The 13,381-nt window shown below is 67.3% G+C and carries 12 protein-coding genes; 8 read left to right on the top strand and 4 right to left on the bottom strand.

Annotated features, from left to right (window positions below):
* Positions 1-4 precede the first annotated feature (4 nt).
* The gene (locus AC27VE_RS23500; protein WP_488705121.1) at positions 5-778 is read left to right on the top strand and encodes a Crp/Fnr family transcriptional regulator; all 774 of its coding nucleotides are present in this window, start codon (positions 5-7) and stop codon (positions 776-778) included.
* Positions 779-782: 4 nt separating this feature from the next.
* Here the strand turns inward: AC27VE_RS23500 and AC27VE_RS23495 are convergent, their stop codons facing one another.
* A complete protein-coding gene (locus AC27VE_RS23495) occupies positions 783-1,589 on the bottom strand; it encodes a formylglycine-generating enzyme family protein (RefSeq protein WP_488705120.1) in 807 nt (268 codons plus the stop codon).
* Positions 1,590-1,694: 105 nt separating this feature from the next.
* Positions 1,695-3,980, bottom strand: a complete 2,286-nt coding sequence (locus AC27VE_RS23490; protein WP_488705119.1) for a nitric-oxide reductase large subunit — start codon at positions 3,978-3,980, stop codon at positions 1,695-1,697.
* Positions 3,981-4,212: 232 nt separating this feature from the next.
* Here AC27VE_RS23490 and AC27VE_RS23485 point away from each other — a divergent pair, with 232 nt between their 5' ends.
* Positions 4,213-4,671, top strand: a complete 459-nt coding sequence (locus AC27VE_RS23485; protein WP_006226879.1) for a MarR family winged helix-turn-helix transcriptional regulator — start codon at positions 4,213-4,215, stop codon at positions 4,669-4,671.
* Positions 4,668-5,390 (top strand): aspartate/glutamate racemase family protein, encoded by a 723-nt coding sequence (locus tag AC27VE_RS23480; RefSeq protein ID WP_488705118.1) that lies wholly within the window; start codon positions 4,668-4,670, stop codon positions 5,388-5,390. Before AC27VE_RS23485 ends, AC27VE_RS23480 begins: the two co-directional genes overlap by 4 nt.
* Positions 5,391-5,395: 5 nt before the next feature.
* Here AC27VE_RS23480 and AC27VE_RS23475 read toward each other — a convergent pair whose 3' ends face one another.
* A complete protein-coding gene (locus AC27VE_RS23475; RefSeq protein ID WP_488705117.1) occupies positions 5,396-6,106 on the bottom strand; it encodes a Crp/Fnr family transcriptional regulator in 711 nt (236 codons plus the stop codon).
* Between the two features lie 163 nt (positions 6,107-6,269).
* Here AC27VE_RS23475 and AC27VE_RS23470 point away from each other — a divergent pair, with 163 nt between their 5' ends.
* From AC27VE_RS23470 to AC27VE_RS23450, 5 genes are all read left to right on the top strand, one after another.
* Positions 6,270-7,961, top strand: coding sequence for an acyl-CoA synthetase (locus AC27VE_RS23470; RefSeq protein WP_488705116.1), 1,692 nt, complete (start codon positions 6,270-6,272; stop codon positions 7,959-7,961).
* Between the two features lie 42 nt (positions 7,962-8,003).
* The gene (locus AC27VE_RS23465) at positions 8,004-9,773 is read left to right on the top strand and encodes an acyl-CoA dehydrogenase (protein ID WP_088590445.1); all 1,770 of its coding nucleotides are present in this window, start codon (positions 8,004-8,006) and stop codon (positions 9,771-9,773) included.
* 228 nt (positions 9,774-10,001) lie between these two features.
* Positions 10,002-11,012 carry an ABC transporter substrate-binding protein gene (locus AC27VE_RS23460; RefSeq protein WP_454676560.1) on the top strand — a complete coding sequence of 337 codons (1,011 nt, stop codon included), beginning with the start codon at positions 10,002-10,004 and terminating at the stop codon, positions 11,010-11,012.
* A 95-nt stretch (positions 11,013-11,107) separates the two neighbouring features.
* Positions 11,108-11,860, top strand: a complete 753-nt coding sequence (locus AC27VE_RS23455; RefSeq protein WP_088590477.1) for an ABC transporter permease — start codon at positions 11,108-11,110, stop codon at positions 11,858-11,860.
* Entirely contained in the window at positions 11,848-12,588 is a 741-nt protein-coding gene (locus tag AC27VE_RS23450) for an ABC transporter ATP-binding protein (protein WP_488705115.1), read from the top strand. Before AC27VE_RS23455 ends, AC27VE_RS23450 begins: the two co-directional genes overlap by 13 nt.
* A 42-nt stretch (positions 12,589-12,630) precedes the next feature.
* Here AC27VE_RS23450 and AC27VE_RS23445 read toward each other — a convergent pair.
* Positions 12,631-13,381: MFS transporter (locus tag AC27VE_RS23445; RefSeq protein ID WP_488705114.1), on the bottom strand; the 751-nt coding region annotated here is incomplete at its 5' end.

The following is a 13,381-nucleotide window of genomic DNA, read 5'->3' as shown; positions in this document are numbered from 1 at the left end:
CGCCATGCCATCGCCGCTTTGCCACGCCCTGCTGCGCAACCTGGACCTGTTCAGGCCGCTGTCCGATGCGCAGTTGAACGCCGCGCTGCAAGGCGCCGCGCCCTGTCGGCTTGAGGCCGGGGCCGTGGCGTATGCCCAGGGCGCACCGGGCGCACACTTCTTCGTGCTGCTGCACGGTTGCCTGAAAGTGGTCCAGGTCACGCCAGAGGGCGAGCAGATCATCGTGCGCTACGTCAACCCGGGCGACATGTTCGGGCTGGCCTGCGCCATGGGGCAGGCCTGTTATCCCGCCACGGTCCTGGCCGTGCAGGAAAGCGTGTGCCTGGCCTGGCCCGCCGCGGCCTGGTCCACCTTCACCGCCAGCCATCCGCAGCTGGCCGCCACCGCCCTGCACACGATGGGGCACCGTTTGCAGGAGGCGCACCAGCGCATCCAGGAACTCTCCAACGACGACGTCGAACAACGCGTGGCGCGCACGATACTGCGGCTGATCGACCAATCCGGCCTGCCTACCCGCGACGGCGTCGACATCGGCTTTCCCATCACGCGGCAAGACATCGCCGAGATGACCGGCACCACCCTGCACACCGTCAGCCGGCTGCTCAGCGACTGGAAACAGCGCGGCATCATCGGCGGCGGCGGGCGCATGCGCATCGTGCTGCGCTCGCCCGCCGCGCTGGCCCGCCTGTGCGGGCATACCCCGTTGCCGGTGGATTGCGCCGCCTGCCTGTCGTGCCGCGCGGGCCCGTCCGCGGGCGTTGTTCCTGCCGTGCACTGAGCCCTTAGCCGGATTCCATCACCAGGCGCAGGCCCAGATTGGCCGGCGGCACGCCCACGGAACACGCGCCGTTCCTGGGGTTGCGGATGAAGTCCGGCAGATAGGCGATATGCCGGCCCGCCGCGACGCGGATGCCGCAATTGCCCTCGCCGGCCGTCTCCTGCGGATCGTCCAGCGCCGCCGTCAACTCGCGACGCACATGGCAATCCGACGTCCAGTCCCACACGCTGCCTGCCATGTCCTTCACCCCTCTGGCGTTGACGCCGTACGCGCCGAACCCGCGCACCTCGCCGTCCGCCTGTCCGCTTGCCTGTTGCGCATATTCCGCCAGCCAGCGCTGCGCGGGATCGTCGCGGTCGGGAAATGGTTCGACCGCCGTTTCGCGGAACGCTTCGCCCGCCGCATAGGCCCATTCGGCATAGGTCGGCAAGCGAAACCGCTGGCCGGTGCCGGCCGACAGCCAGGCAGCGTAGGCGTCGGCATCAGCCCAGCTGATGCCCACCGCCGGCCGGTCGGACGCCGACGCCCGCCGTTGTTCCGCATCTAGCGGCTTGCACGCGCCCGCGGCTACACACGACGCATACTCGGCCTGGCTGACCTGGCGCGTCATGATGGAAAAACCTTGGGGAAAGCGCGCAAGCCGCGGCACGGGCGTTGCGGGATAGCCGTTTTGCAGCACCTCGCCAGGCGGCACGTGGCGCAGTTCACCCGGTGGCAGGCGGGTCAGTTCCGGCACGGCAAGGCGGGCCCGGTCGGCGGGCCCGCAGGCGGTCATCAGCAAGGACAGGACCGCGAGGCAAAGCAGGCGCATGGAAGGCTCCGGAGGCCCCGCGCCGACCTGGCGCGGGCAAGTCTCCATTGAACCGGCCGATGCGCGCAGCCACGTTGCGCTGGCGCAAAGTCGGGACCGTCTGCCCTACCCTTGCGCGGTCCCGGCCCGCAGGCGCGGTTCTGCCAGCGCGGGACGGGCGCTCAACAATCCCAGGATCACCTGCATCACCATCGCCAGCGCGCCCAGCAGGAACACCACGTCGCCGAACGTGCGGCCCCAGCGCAGCGTCTTCAGCAGGTCCTGCTGCATGAAGGCCTCACTGCGGGCATACCAGAGCCCCTCGCTGACGCTGGCGTGGAACTGGATCAGGCCGATCGGCAAGAGGCTGGTGAAGATCATCAGCGCCAGGCCGATGTTCAAGCCCCAGAACGCCAGTTTCATCAAGCCGGGGCTTAGCGCGTAGTGCGGACGGATGTAGCGCAGCACCAGCAAGGTGAATCCCAGCGCCAGGAATCCATAGACGCCGAAGAGCGCCGCGTGCGCGTGTACCGGCGTGGTGTTCAGGCCCTGGATGTAATAGAGCGAGATCGGCGGGTTGATCATGAAGCCGAATACGCCTGCGCCCAGCATGTTCCAGAACGCCACGGCCACGAAGCACATCAGCGGCCACTTCAGGTCGGCCATCCAGGGCGCGCGCGACTTCAGGCGCCAGTTCTCCCAGGCCTCGTGGCCCAGCACGATCAGCGGCACCACCTCAAGCGCCGAGAAGCTGGCGCCCACGGCCATGACGGGCGTGGTGGTACCCGCGAAATACAGGTGATGGAACGTGCCCGGAATGCCGCCCAGCATGAACAGCGAAGCCGAAGCCAGGCTGGCCGTCGTCGCCATGCGGCGCGACACCAGGCCCAGCGTCGAGAAAATGAATGCCAGCGCCGTCGTCGCGAACACTTCGAAGAAGCCCTCGACCCACAGGTGCACGATCCACCAGCGCCAGTACTCCATTACCGTCAGGTGCGTGCGTTCCCCGTAGAAAAAGCCCGCGCCGTAGAACAGCCCGATCGCGCCGACCGACGCCGTCAGCAGCGCCAGCAGGTTCTTGTCGCCGCCAGGCTTGCGCAAGGCGGGCACGATGCCGCGCAGCATCAGCGCCAGCCAGAAGCAGATGCCGGCGAATTTGCCGATCTGCCACAGCCGGCCCAGGTCCACGTATTCATAGCCCTGATGGCCAAGCCAGAAATTCAGGTCGGGCGGCATGATCTGCGCGATCGCCAGATAGTTGCCGGTGAACGACCCGACCACCACCAGCACCAGCGCCCAGAACAAGATGTCGACGCCCGCCTTCTGGAACTTCGGGTCGCGCCCGCCGTTGATCAGGGGCGCCAGGAACAGGCCCGCCGCCAGGAACCCGGTGGCGATCCAGAACAAGGCGCTCTGGATATGCCACGTGCGCACCAGCGAATACGGGAACCACTGGGACACGTCGATGCCGTAGAACTTCTGGCCTTCGACCGTGTAGTGCGCCGTGAAGCCGCCCAGCAGCACCTGGAAGCCGAACAACGCCACCACCAGGAACAGGTACTTGCCCAAGGCGCGCTGCGATGGCGTCAACGCGAACGTGGTGAGCGGATCGCGTTCAGGCGCCTGCGGCTCGTCTTCTTCTTTGCCGCGCAAGAACGCCCAGGCCCAGACCAGCAGGCCGACGCCCGCCAGCAGCACCACGACGCTGATGATGGACCACATGACGTTTTCGGCGCTGGGCTGGTTGCCGATCAGCGGCTCATGCGGCCAGTTGTTGGTGTAGGTGACGGTTTTCCCTTCGCGCTCGGTCGCCGCCGCCCACGCGGTCCAGAAGAAGAACCGGGTCAGCTGGGTCCGGCGCGCGGCGTCGGGCAAGGTGTTTTCTTTCATCGCGAAGCTCTCGCGGCTACCGTGCAGCGCGGGCGCATCGGAAAACAGCTGGTCGTAGTAGGCGGCGGTCTGCGCGATGGCGCGCGCCCGGCGCGGGCTGACGGTCAGCGTGTCGGTCGCGGCATCACTGCGGTTGGCGCGGTATTCGGCCTTCAGCGCTTCGCGCAGGGCCGCCTGATCGGGCGGGGCCAACTGCGCATAGGCTTGGCCGTGCTGATCGCGCGCGGCCAGATCCAGCCAGGCCGTCAGTTCGCGATGCAGCCAATCGGCGGTCCAGTCCGGCGCCTGGTACGCGCCATGCCCCCAGACGGAACCCAGCTGCATGCCCCCCACGGATTGCCAGGCGGTCTGGCCGTCCAGGATGTCATCGCGGCCGAACAGGCGCGCGCCGTCGGCCGTGGCGACCGTGCCGGGGATGGGCGGCGCCTGCCGGTAGACCTCGCCACCGTAGAATCCAAGCAATGCGAACGTGATCGCCACCACGGCGATCAACGTGAACCATAATTTCCGATACGGACCCATGATGGGAACGCCCTCCAGTGTTGCGGTTAGTGGGGTACGTTCCCTTATGCGAATTCCATGCCAGGAAAAAGCAGCGTCAAATCAAACGCTTGAATTCGGAAAGGTAATTTTGACCTCGACCGGAAAGGGTATAAATCACTGTCCACAGGTTCTTTCTACCCTGACACGCCGGGCCCTGCCTTCTACAATCGCCGGCTGCATCCCTGTCTTTCAATCAAAAGGAATCGACCGCATGGCCACGGGCAAGCCCGACGCGTGGAGCCTCTTCCTGACCGCGCATGCGTTGGTGGTAGAGGAAATCGAAAAGCGGCTGTCGGCCGCCGACCTGCCGCCGCTGGCGTGGTACGACGCGTTGTGGGCGCTGGAACGCGCGCCCGATGGCACGGCGCGCATGTTTGAAATGGCCGAACGCATGGTGATCGCGCGCTATAACCTCACGCGCCTGATGGACCGCATCGAAGCCGCGGGCCTGGTGGAGCGCTTCCGGTCCGACGAAGACCGACGCGCCACCTACGCCCGGCTCACGCCCAAGGGCCGCGCGCTGCGGCTCCAGATGTGGAAGGTGTACGGGCCCGCCATCGACGAACTGTTCCTGTCGCAACTACCCGCCTCGCAGCAGGCGGCGATGGCCGAGAGCTTCCGCCAAATCGCCCGCCACGTGCGCGCCTTGAACAAGGAGTCCTCAGAATGAACGCCACACCGCTACACATCGGCATCGTCGCCTGCTCGGCCGAGGGCGCGGCGCTGTGCTATCGCACGCTGTGCGCGGAAGGCGCGCAACGCATGGGGCCGCACGCGCACCCGGAAATCTCGCTGCACACCCATTCGCTGGCCGACTACGTGGTCTGCCTGGACCGCGGTGACCTGCCCGGCGTGGGCGCGCTGATGCTGTCGTCGGCCGACAAGCTGGCGCGCGCGGGCGCAGATTTCCTGATCTGCCCGGACAACACCATCCACCAGGCGCTGGCCCATGTGCTGCCGCAGTCTCCGCGGCCCTGGCTGCACATCGCCGAGGAAGTCGCCACCGAGGCCGCGGCGCGCGGCTATCGGCGCATCGGCATCCTGGGCACGCGTTGGCTGGTCGACAGCGATGTCTATCCCGACAAGCTTGGCGCGCAAGGCCTGGACTATGTGCGGCCCGGCCAGGAAGACCGCAGCGCGCTCGCCCGCATCATCATGGATGAACTGGTTTACGGCGTGTTCAAGCCCGAATCGGTGGCGCGGCTTCAAGCCATCATCGGCAACTTGCGCGATGCCGGCTGCGACGCCGTGGTGCTGGGCTGCACCGAGCTTCCGCTGGTGCTGAACGACGGTAATTCCGCATTGCCCACGCTGGACTCCACGCGCATCCTGGCGCGCGCCGCCTTGACGCGCGCCCTGCAGCCCCTACGCGCCCAGCCGCCCCGCTAGGCGGCTCAGATCTGATCCAGGCCGTATTGCCGCAGGCGGTCCAGGCCGAGCACCTTGATCTGGTTGTACGCCAGCGCGAGGATGCCCTGGTCGGCCAGCGCCTGCAACGCCTGGTTGACCCGCTGGCGCGACAGGCCGGTCAGATACCCCAGTTCTTCCTGCGAAATCGCCAGGGTCAGATCGGTGGACGGATACAGCTGCGGATTGAACAGCTGCGCCAGCGACTGCGCCACGCGCGCATCGGCATCCAGCAAACGGTGGTTCTGGATGGACGCGATGAATTCGCCCATCCGGTCATTCAACTGGCCGATGACAAAGTGCGAAAACGGCAGACTGGCCGACAGCAGCGCGTGAAACGTCGCGGTCGGCACCAGCATCACCACCGACGGCTGGATCGCCACCACATCGTATTTGCGCAGTTCGCGCTTGATGACGCTGCCTTCGCCGAACCAGCCGCCCGGCGGCACGCCCGAGAACGTGCAACTGCGTCCGGACTCGTTGTAGATCGCCAGTTTGAGCAAGCCGGCGTGCACGCCCAACCAATAGTCCGACGGCGCATTGCGCCGCGCGATCCAGGCGCCGCTGGCCACGTGTTCGGCGCGCGAGGTCGCCAGCACCAGATCCTGGTGGCGGCCGTCCAGTGCGCCGAACCAGGCGCAGGCCCGGAACAGGCGGGACAGTTCCGGGGCGGAAACAATGTTTGAAACGTCGGTCATGGGCAGAACCGTGTAAAACTGGAGTTTGCAGGGTCGACCGGCGGTCTGTCATGCAGGCGACAGACAGTATTTTCCGGCGCGCCCTAAGCTCACGCAAGCGACGGGAATCAAGGTTCCCGAAAATAGATAAGGGGCGCCTGGGCGCCCCGCTCGGAGACAACGCATGAGCAGCATGTTCGACCACGGCCTGGCGCGCCGCGACGCCAACTATGAAGCCTTGACCCCGGTAGATTTCATCGCCCGGGCGGCGGACGTCTACGGGCACCGCCTGGCGGTGGTGCACGGCAAGGTGCGCCGCACCTGGGCCCAGACCTACGAGCGCGCCCAGCGGCTGGCCAACGCGCTGGCGAATGCCGGCATCCGGCGCGGCGACACCGTCGCGGTGATGCTGCCCAACATCCCCGCCATGGTCGAAGCGCACTTCGGCGTGCCCATGCTGGGCGCGGTGCTGAACACCCTGAACACCCGGCTGGACACCCCCAGCGTGCTCTTCATGCTGGGCCACGGCGAGGCCCGCGCGCTGATCGTCGACACCGAATACAGCGACGTCGCCCAGCGCGCCCGCGCGGAATTCCCGCACCTGAAAATCGTGTCCGTGCACGATCTGGACAGTGCCCCGGCCGCGCTGCCCGGCGCCACCGACTACGAAGCGTTCCTGGCCGACGCCCCCGCCCACTACGACTGGAAGCCGCCCGCCGACGAATGGGACGCCATTGCGCTGAACTACACGTCCGGCACCACCGGCGACCCCAAGGGCGTGGTCTACCACTACCGCGGCGCCTACATGAACGCGGTCAGCAACATCCTGGAATGGGACATGCCCAAGCATGCGGTCTATCTGTGGACCCTGCCGATGTTCCATTGCAACGGCTGGTGCTTCCCGTGGACGGTCGCCGCGCGCGCCGGCGTGAACGTGTGCCTGCGCAAGTTCGATCCCAAGACCGTGTTCGACCTGATCCGCGACGAGGGCGTCACCCACTACTGCGGCGCACCCATCGTGCAAAGCGCGCTGGCCAATGCGCCGGCCGAGATGCGCGCCGGCATCATGCACACGGTGCGCACCATGGTGGCGGGCGCCGCGCCCGCGCCGGCGGTCATCGCCAAGATGCGCGACATCGGCTTCGAATTGACGCACGTGTACGGCCTGACGGAAGTCTACGGACCGGCCGCCGTCTGCGCCCGCCAGGAATCCTGGGACGCGCTGGACGACGAGCGCCGCGCCCTGCTCACCGCGCGCCAAGGCGTGCGCTACCACCTGCAGGCGGGCATCTCGGTACGCAACCCCGACACGATGGAAGAAGTGCCCGCTGATGAACAGACCGTGGGCGAGATCATGTTCCGCGGCAATATCTGCATGAAGGGCTACCTGAAGAACGAACGCGCCACCGAGGAGGCCTTCGCGGGCGGCTGGTTCCATACCGGCGACCTGGGCGTGATGACGGCCGACGGGTACGTCCGCATCAAGGACCGCAGCAAGGACATCATCATCTCGGGCGGCGAGAACATCTCCAGCATCGAAGTCGAAGACGCGCTGTACCGCCACCCTGCCGTCGCCGCCGTGGCGGTGGTGGCCATGCCCGACCCCAAGTGGGGGGAAACGCCGTGCGCCTTCGTCGAGCTGAAAGCCGGCTGCACCGCCACCGCCGAAGAGATCATCGCGCACTGCAAGCTGCTGCTGCCCGGCTTCAAGGTGCCCCGCGCCGTGCGTTTCGGCGAACTGCCCAAGACCTCCACGGGCAAGATCCAGAAATTCGAACTGCGCGCCGCCGTCGGCGCAACCCGGGCCATCGACGTGGCCGACCCCGATTCCAAATCCGATTCCAAACCGGATTCCAAACCCGATCAGGCCGGCTGAACGCCGTCCCCGCACAACCCTGAATCCAGGAGCTCCGACGCCATGACGTACCAAGCCCCCGTGAAAGACATGCTGTTCGTGTTGAACCATCTGGCCGGATTGCAGCAAGTCGCTGCCCTGCCCGGTTTCGAGGAGGCCACGCCCGACACCGCCCAGGCGGTGCTGGAAGAATCCGCCCATTTCGCCGCCGAGGTGCTGGCGCCGCTGAACCACCCCGCCGACCGCGAGCCCAGCGCCTGGCGCGACGGCGCCGTAACCACGGCGGCCGGTTTCAAGCAGGCCTTCCGCCAATACACCGAGGCCGGCTGGCAGGGCATGTCGCATCCTGTCGAATACGGCGGCCAGGGACTGCCCGGCCTGATCGGTTCGCCCTGCTCTGAAATGCTGAACGCCGCCAATCTGTCGTTCGCGCTGTGTCCGCTGCTGACCAACGGCGCCATCGAAGCGTTGCTGACCGCCGGTTCCCCCGAGCTGAAAAAGCGCTTCATCGGCCCCATGATTTCGGGTCAATGGACCGGCACGATGAACCTGACCGAGCCGCAGGCCGGTTCCGACCTGGCGATGATCCGCACGCGCGCGCAGCCGGTGGGCGATGGCACCTACCGGCTGTCGGGCACCAAGATCTTCATCACCTACGGCGACCACGACCTGACCGAGAACATCCTGCACCTGGTGTTGGCGCGGCTGCCGGACGCGCCCGAAGGCGTCAAAGGCATCTCACTCTTCCTGGTGCCTAAATTCCTGGTGAACGAAGACGGCTCGCTGGGCGCGCGCAATGACGTCACCTGCGTGTCCATCGAACACAAGCTGGGCATCAAGGCCAGCCCCACCGCCACCTTGCAGTTCGGCGACGCGGGCGGCGCGCTGGGTTATCTGGTCGGCCAGGAAAACCGCGGGCTGGACGCCATGTTCATCATGATGAATGCCGCCCGCTATGCCGTAGGCGTGCAGGGCATCGCCATCGCCGACCGCGCCTACCAGCATGCGCTGGCCTATGCCGCGGACCGCGTGCAGAGCCGTCCGGTGGACGGGTCCTCGCGCGAGGCCGTGGCCATTATCCAGCACCCCGATGTGCGCCGCATGCTGGGCACCATGCGCGCTTTGACCGAAGCTGGCCGCGCGCTTGCCTACGTCACCGCCGGCCATGCCGACCAGGCGCACGCCCACCCCGACGCCGACGTGCGTCGCCGCCATCTGGCCGTCCAGGAATTCCTGGTGCCCATCGTCAAGGGCTGGTGCACCGAGATGTCCATCGACGTGGCCAGCCTGGGCGTGCAGGTGCACGGCGGCATGGGCTTCATCGAGGAAACCGGCGCCGCCCAGTACTACCGCGACGCCCGCATCCTGACCATCTACGAAGGCACGACCGCCATCCAGGCCAATGACCTCGTCGGCCGCAAGACGCTACGCGACGGCGGCGCCGTGGCTCAGGCCTTGCTGGAAGCCATCCGCCAGACCGAATCAGAACTGGAATCGCGCAGCGAACCTGCCGCCAATCTGGTGCTGAAGCCGCTGCGGCAGGCCCGGCTGGCGCTAGCGAACGTGGTGGACTTCGTGCTGGCCAACGCCGCCAGCGCGCCGAACGCCGTGTTCGGGTCAGCCGTGCCCTACCTGCTGCTGGCGGGCACCACGCTGGCCGGCTGGCAGATGGCGCGCGCGCTGCTCGTCAGCCTGGACCATCAGCAGGAAGATCCCGAGTTCCATCAGGCCAAGATCGCCACGGTGCAGTGCTATGCGCTGCACAAGCTGACCCAGGCCCCGGGCCTGGCGGCCGTGGTGCTCGGTTCCAAGGACTACGAGATCCAGCCGTAACCGCCCGGCAGCCGCATGACTAAAAGACCGCAATTTCGCGGTCTTTTTCATTGGGTTTTCAGGGATGAGTCTGCCGCTATTCCCCGTTCCGCGGCACCATTAAACATATAACCATAATGAATAAAGAATAAGAATAAACATATTTAAAATCATTAGGCGGACACCGGAAAACCCTTTGCCCGTAGGCAAAGCGCCAGCCGCATCAAGGCGCGACTCACAGGATTTCCCATGCTCCGCAAGCTCTTGGCTGTCACCGTGCTCTCTGCCGCCGCGTCCTCCCCTGTCTTGGCTGCGCCGCCCGCACTGGAAATCGGCTATCTGCCCATCCTGCCCGATGCCCAGCTGTTTATCGGCCTGGAAGAAGGCAACTTGCAGGCCAAGGGCGCCCCGGCGCCCAAGCTGGTGCAATTCCAGAGCGGCCCGGCGTTGACCCAGGCGTTGATCGCCGGCCAGTTGGACGCCGCCTACGTCGGCATCGGGCCCGCGCTGGTCGCACGCGCCAAGGGCGCGGACATCAAGGTCGTCGCCTCGAACATCGTGGAACAGGTCAATGTGGTGGCGCTGGGCCCGCTGGCCCCGTACTTCGCCTCCGGCGACCCGGCCACGGCATTCGCCCGTTTCGCCAAGGACCATGGCCGCAAGCCCGTGCTTGCCAGCTACCCGAAGGGCGCCGTGCCCGAAGCCGCGCTGCAGTATTGGCTGCGCAACCAGATCAAGGCCGATCCCGCCAGCGTGGAACTGATCTACCAGGGCGAAGCCCAGATCCAGCAATCGCTGCTGACGGGCGCCATCGACGGCGCGGCCATCCTGGAACCCACCGTCACCACCGTCCTGACCCGCGCCCCGGAATCCCGCGTGGTGGCGCGCGGTTCGCAGCTGTTCCCGAAACAGCCTGGCGCCGTGCTGCTGGTGCGCGAGAAGCTGATCGCCGACCACCCCGACACCGTGCAGCAACTGGTGAACGCGCATCTGTCGGCCACCGCGCTGCTGAAGAACGATCCGGCCAAAGCCGCAGGCTACGTGCAGAAGTACGTGGGCGGCGGCCGGCTGGACCGCGGCCTGGTGGAAAAAGCCATCCGCAGCTCGCATGACCAGTTCGTAGCCGACCCGCACGCCATCGTCGACGCCACGGCCGAACTGCAGACGTTCCAGGCGACGCTCGGCACCGTCGAAGCGCCCCCGGTCGACGTGAAGCAGTTGTTCGACACCCGCTATTACGACAAGGCCGCCAAGCCATGAGTCAGGCAATTGACCCGGGAATCAACCCGGCAATGAGCCCGGCCACGCCGCCGCTCGCCGCACCTGCTGCCGGGCGCAGCGGCCCGCCGCCGTGGATGGCCGCCGCGCGCCGGGCCGCCTACGGCATCGCCGGGCTGATCCTGTTCATCGGCATCTGGAAAGCCGCGCTGGTCTGGGAATGGGCGCCGCGCGGCACCCTGCCCGACCCCTTCGCGTTGCCCGGCACGCTGGCCCAGGAATGGCAATCGGGGCGCCTGCTGCCTGCCATCGGCTCCAGCCTGATCCACTATTTCTGGGGGCTGGCGCTGGGCACGGCGCTGGGCTTCGGCGTGGGCCTGGCCGCGGCCACGCTGCCGCGCTTCGACCTGACCCAAGCCTATCTGGCCCGCATCCTGCGCCCGATCCCGCCGCTGGCGTGGGTCGTGTTCGCCATCGCCTGGTTCAAGGTCAGCCACGCGGGCGCGGCCTTCGTCATCGCGATCGGCGTGTTCTGGGTGAACTACTTCGCCACCTACAGCGCCGTACGCAACGTGGACCCGCGCTACTACGAACTGGCCCGCGCGTTCGGCCATGGCGGTTATCTGGCGCGCGCGTTCTCGGTGACGCTGCCAGCCATCGCCCCCGGCGCCCTGTCGGGCGTGCGCACCGGCATCGGGCAAGCCTGGATGACGCTGATCGCCGCCGAACTGCTTGGCGTGCCCGGCATGGGCCAGGAGATGAACGCCGCCGCCGGCGTGGGCGCCTACGACGCCGTGGTCGTCTACATGCTGATCATCTCGCTGGTCTACACAATCTGCGACCTGGCGTTCTCCGCCGTTGAAGGGAAGGTGCTGCAATGGCGTCCGTGATCGAATTCACCCAGCTGTCCTATCAGCATCCGGGTGCCGCCGCCCCGGTCATCCAGGGGCTGTCCCTGAACATAGAGTCGGGCAGCTTCGTCGCCGTGGTCGGCGGGTCGGGCGTGGGCAAGTCCACCCTGCTGCGCGCCGCCGCGGGCCTGACGGAACCCACGACCGGTGCGGTCCGTTTCCAGGCGCAGCCGCGCCCGGGACGCCGCACGCGCGCCGTCGTGTTCCAGGACAGCCGCCTGATGCCTTGGCGCACGGTCGGCGGCAACGTCGGCTACGGCCTGGAAGGCCTGGGGCTGGATCGCGTGGAAAAGACGCAACGCATCGATGCCGCGCTGCAGCTGACAGGCATGGGTGACTACGGCCGCCGCTGGCCCCACCAGTTGTCCGGTGGGCAGGCGCAGCGGGTGGGCATTGCCCGCGCCCTGGCCGTCAAGCCGGACCTGCTGCTGATGGACGAACCCTTCAGCGCGGTCGACGCCATTACCCGCCGCAACCTGCAGCAGGAACTGATCCGCGTCTGGCAGGCGTCCGGCGCCGCCGTGCTGTTCGTCACGCACGATATCGAAGAAGCGGTGTTCCTGGCCGATAAGGTCGTCGTGCTGGGCGGGCATCCCGCCAACGTCGTGGGCAGCTACGACATCGCCCTGCCCCGCCCGCGCGACCGAGGCGCGGCGGCGTTCGCTTCTCAGGTCGCGGCCATCGCCCACACGCTGGAACACCACTGATCGGCATGCCGGCACCAACGGGTGCCGGACTCAGCAACGGGTTCAGCACCGGGCCGCGTGCGCAGCCGCCTTCCTCGGCAGCGTCGCCGCCCAGAACAGCAACGCCGCCAGGCTGATGCCGGCGCCCAGCACACAGACGCCAGACCATCCCCAACGCGCATACACGGCCGTTGACGCGATAGCCCCCAACCCGCTGCCCACGGCGTAGAACATCATGTACGCGCCCACCAGGCGGCTATGCGCCTGCGCGCTGATGCTGAAGACCATCGTCTGATTGGTCACGTGCAGCGCCTGCAACGCCACATCCAGGATCAATACGCCCAGTGCCAGCGCCCACAGGCTGTGCTCCAGCAAGGCGATGGGCGCCCAGGCCAGGCAGAGCAGCAGCAGGCCCGCGGCGGTGGTGCGCTGCTCCAGCCCGCTGTCCGCCCACCGGCCGGCGCGCGCCGCCATCAACACGCCCAGCACGCCCACCAGCCCGAACGCGCCAATTGCCGTGTGCGACAAGGAATACGGCGGCGCTGACAGCGGCAACACCAGCGCCGTCCAGAAGGCGCTGATCGCCGCGAACATCAGCAACGCGATCATGCCGCGCACCCGCAGCACGGGTTCGCGCGCCATCAAGGCGTACAGGGAACGCAGCAATGCCCAGTACGACAGGTCGGCCACCGGCAGACGCCGGTGCGGCAAGCGGCGCGCCAGCACCCAGGCCAGCAAGGCGGCCAGCGCCGCCGACACCACATACACTGCGCGCCAGCCCCATGCATCCGCGACCAGGCCCGCCACCGTACGC

Source organism: Achromobacter sp. 18P8.1.1, assembly GCF_057799415.1.
Note: the sequence above shows the minus strand (reverse complement) of the source record. Positions and strands in the feature narration are given on the sequence as shown.

What these genes read in the sequence shown, in the direction of transcription:
- AC27VE_RS23465 (WP_088590445.1), top strand. Translation starts at nt 8,004, where the DNA reads ATGACGTACCAAGCCCCCGTGAAAGACATGCTGTTCGTGTTGAACCAT.
- AC27VE_RS23450 (WP_488705115.1), top strand. Translation starts at nt 11,848, where the DNA reads ATGGCGTCCGTGATCGAATTCACCCAGCTGTCCTATCAGCATCCGGGT.
- AC27VE_RS23475 (WP_488705117.1), bottom strand. Translation starts at nt 6,106, where the DNA reads ATGACCGACGTTTCAAACATTGTTTCCGCCCCGGAACTGTCCCGCCTG.
- AC27VE_RS23495 (WP_488705120.1), bottom strand. Translation starts at nt 1,589, where the DNA reads ATGCGCCTGCTTTGCCTCGCGGTCCTGTCCTTGCTGATGACCGCCTGC.
- AC27VE_RS23500 (WP_488705121.1), top strand. Translation starts at nt 5, where the DNA reads ATGCCATCGCCGCTTTGCCACGCCCTGCTGCGCAACCTGGACCTGTTC.
- AC27VE_RS23455 (WP_088590477.1), top strand. Translation starts at nt 11,108, where the DNA reads ATGGCCGCCGCGCGCCGGGCCGCCTACGGCATCGCCGGGCTGATCCTG.
- AC27VE_RS23460 (WP_454676560.1), top strand. Translation starts at nt 10,002, where the DNA reads ATGCTCCGCAAGCTCTTGGCTGTCACCGTGCTCTCTGCCGCCGCGTCC.
- AC27VE_RS23480 (WP_488705118.1), top strand. Translation starts at nt 4,668, where the DNA reads ATGAACGCCACACCGCTACACATCGGCATCGTCGCCTGCTCGGCCGAG.
- AC27VE_RS23485 (WP_006226879.1), top strand. Translation starts at nt 4,213, where the DNA reads ATGGCCACGGGCAAGCCCGACGCGTGGAGCCTCTTCCTGACCGCGCAT.
- AC27VE_RS23470 (WP_488705116.1), top strand. Translation starts at nt 6,270, where the DNA reads ATGAGCAGCATGTTCGACCACGGCCTGGCGCGCCGCGACGCCAACTAT.
- AC27VE_RS23490 (WP_488705119.1), bottom strand. Translation starts at nt 3,980, where the DNA reads ATGGGTCCGTATCGGAAATTATGGTTCACGTTGATCGCCGTGGTGGCG.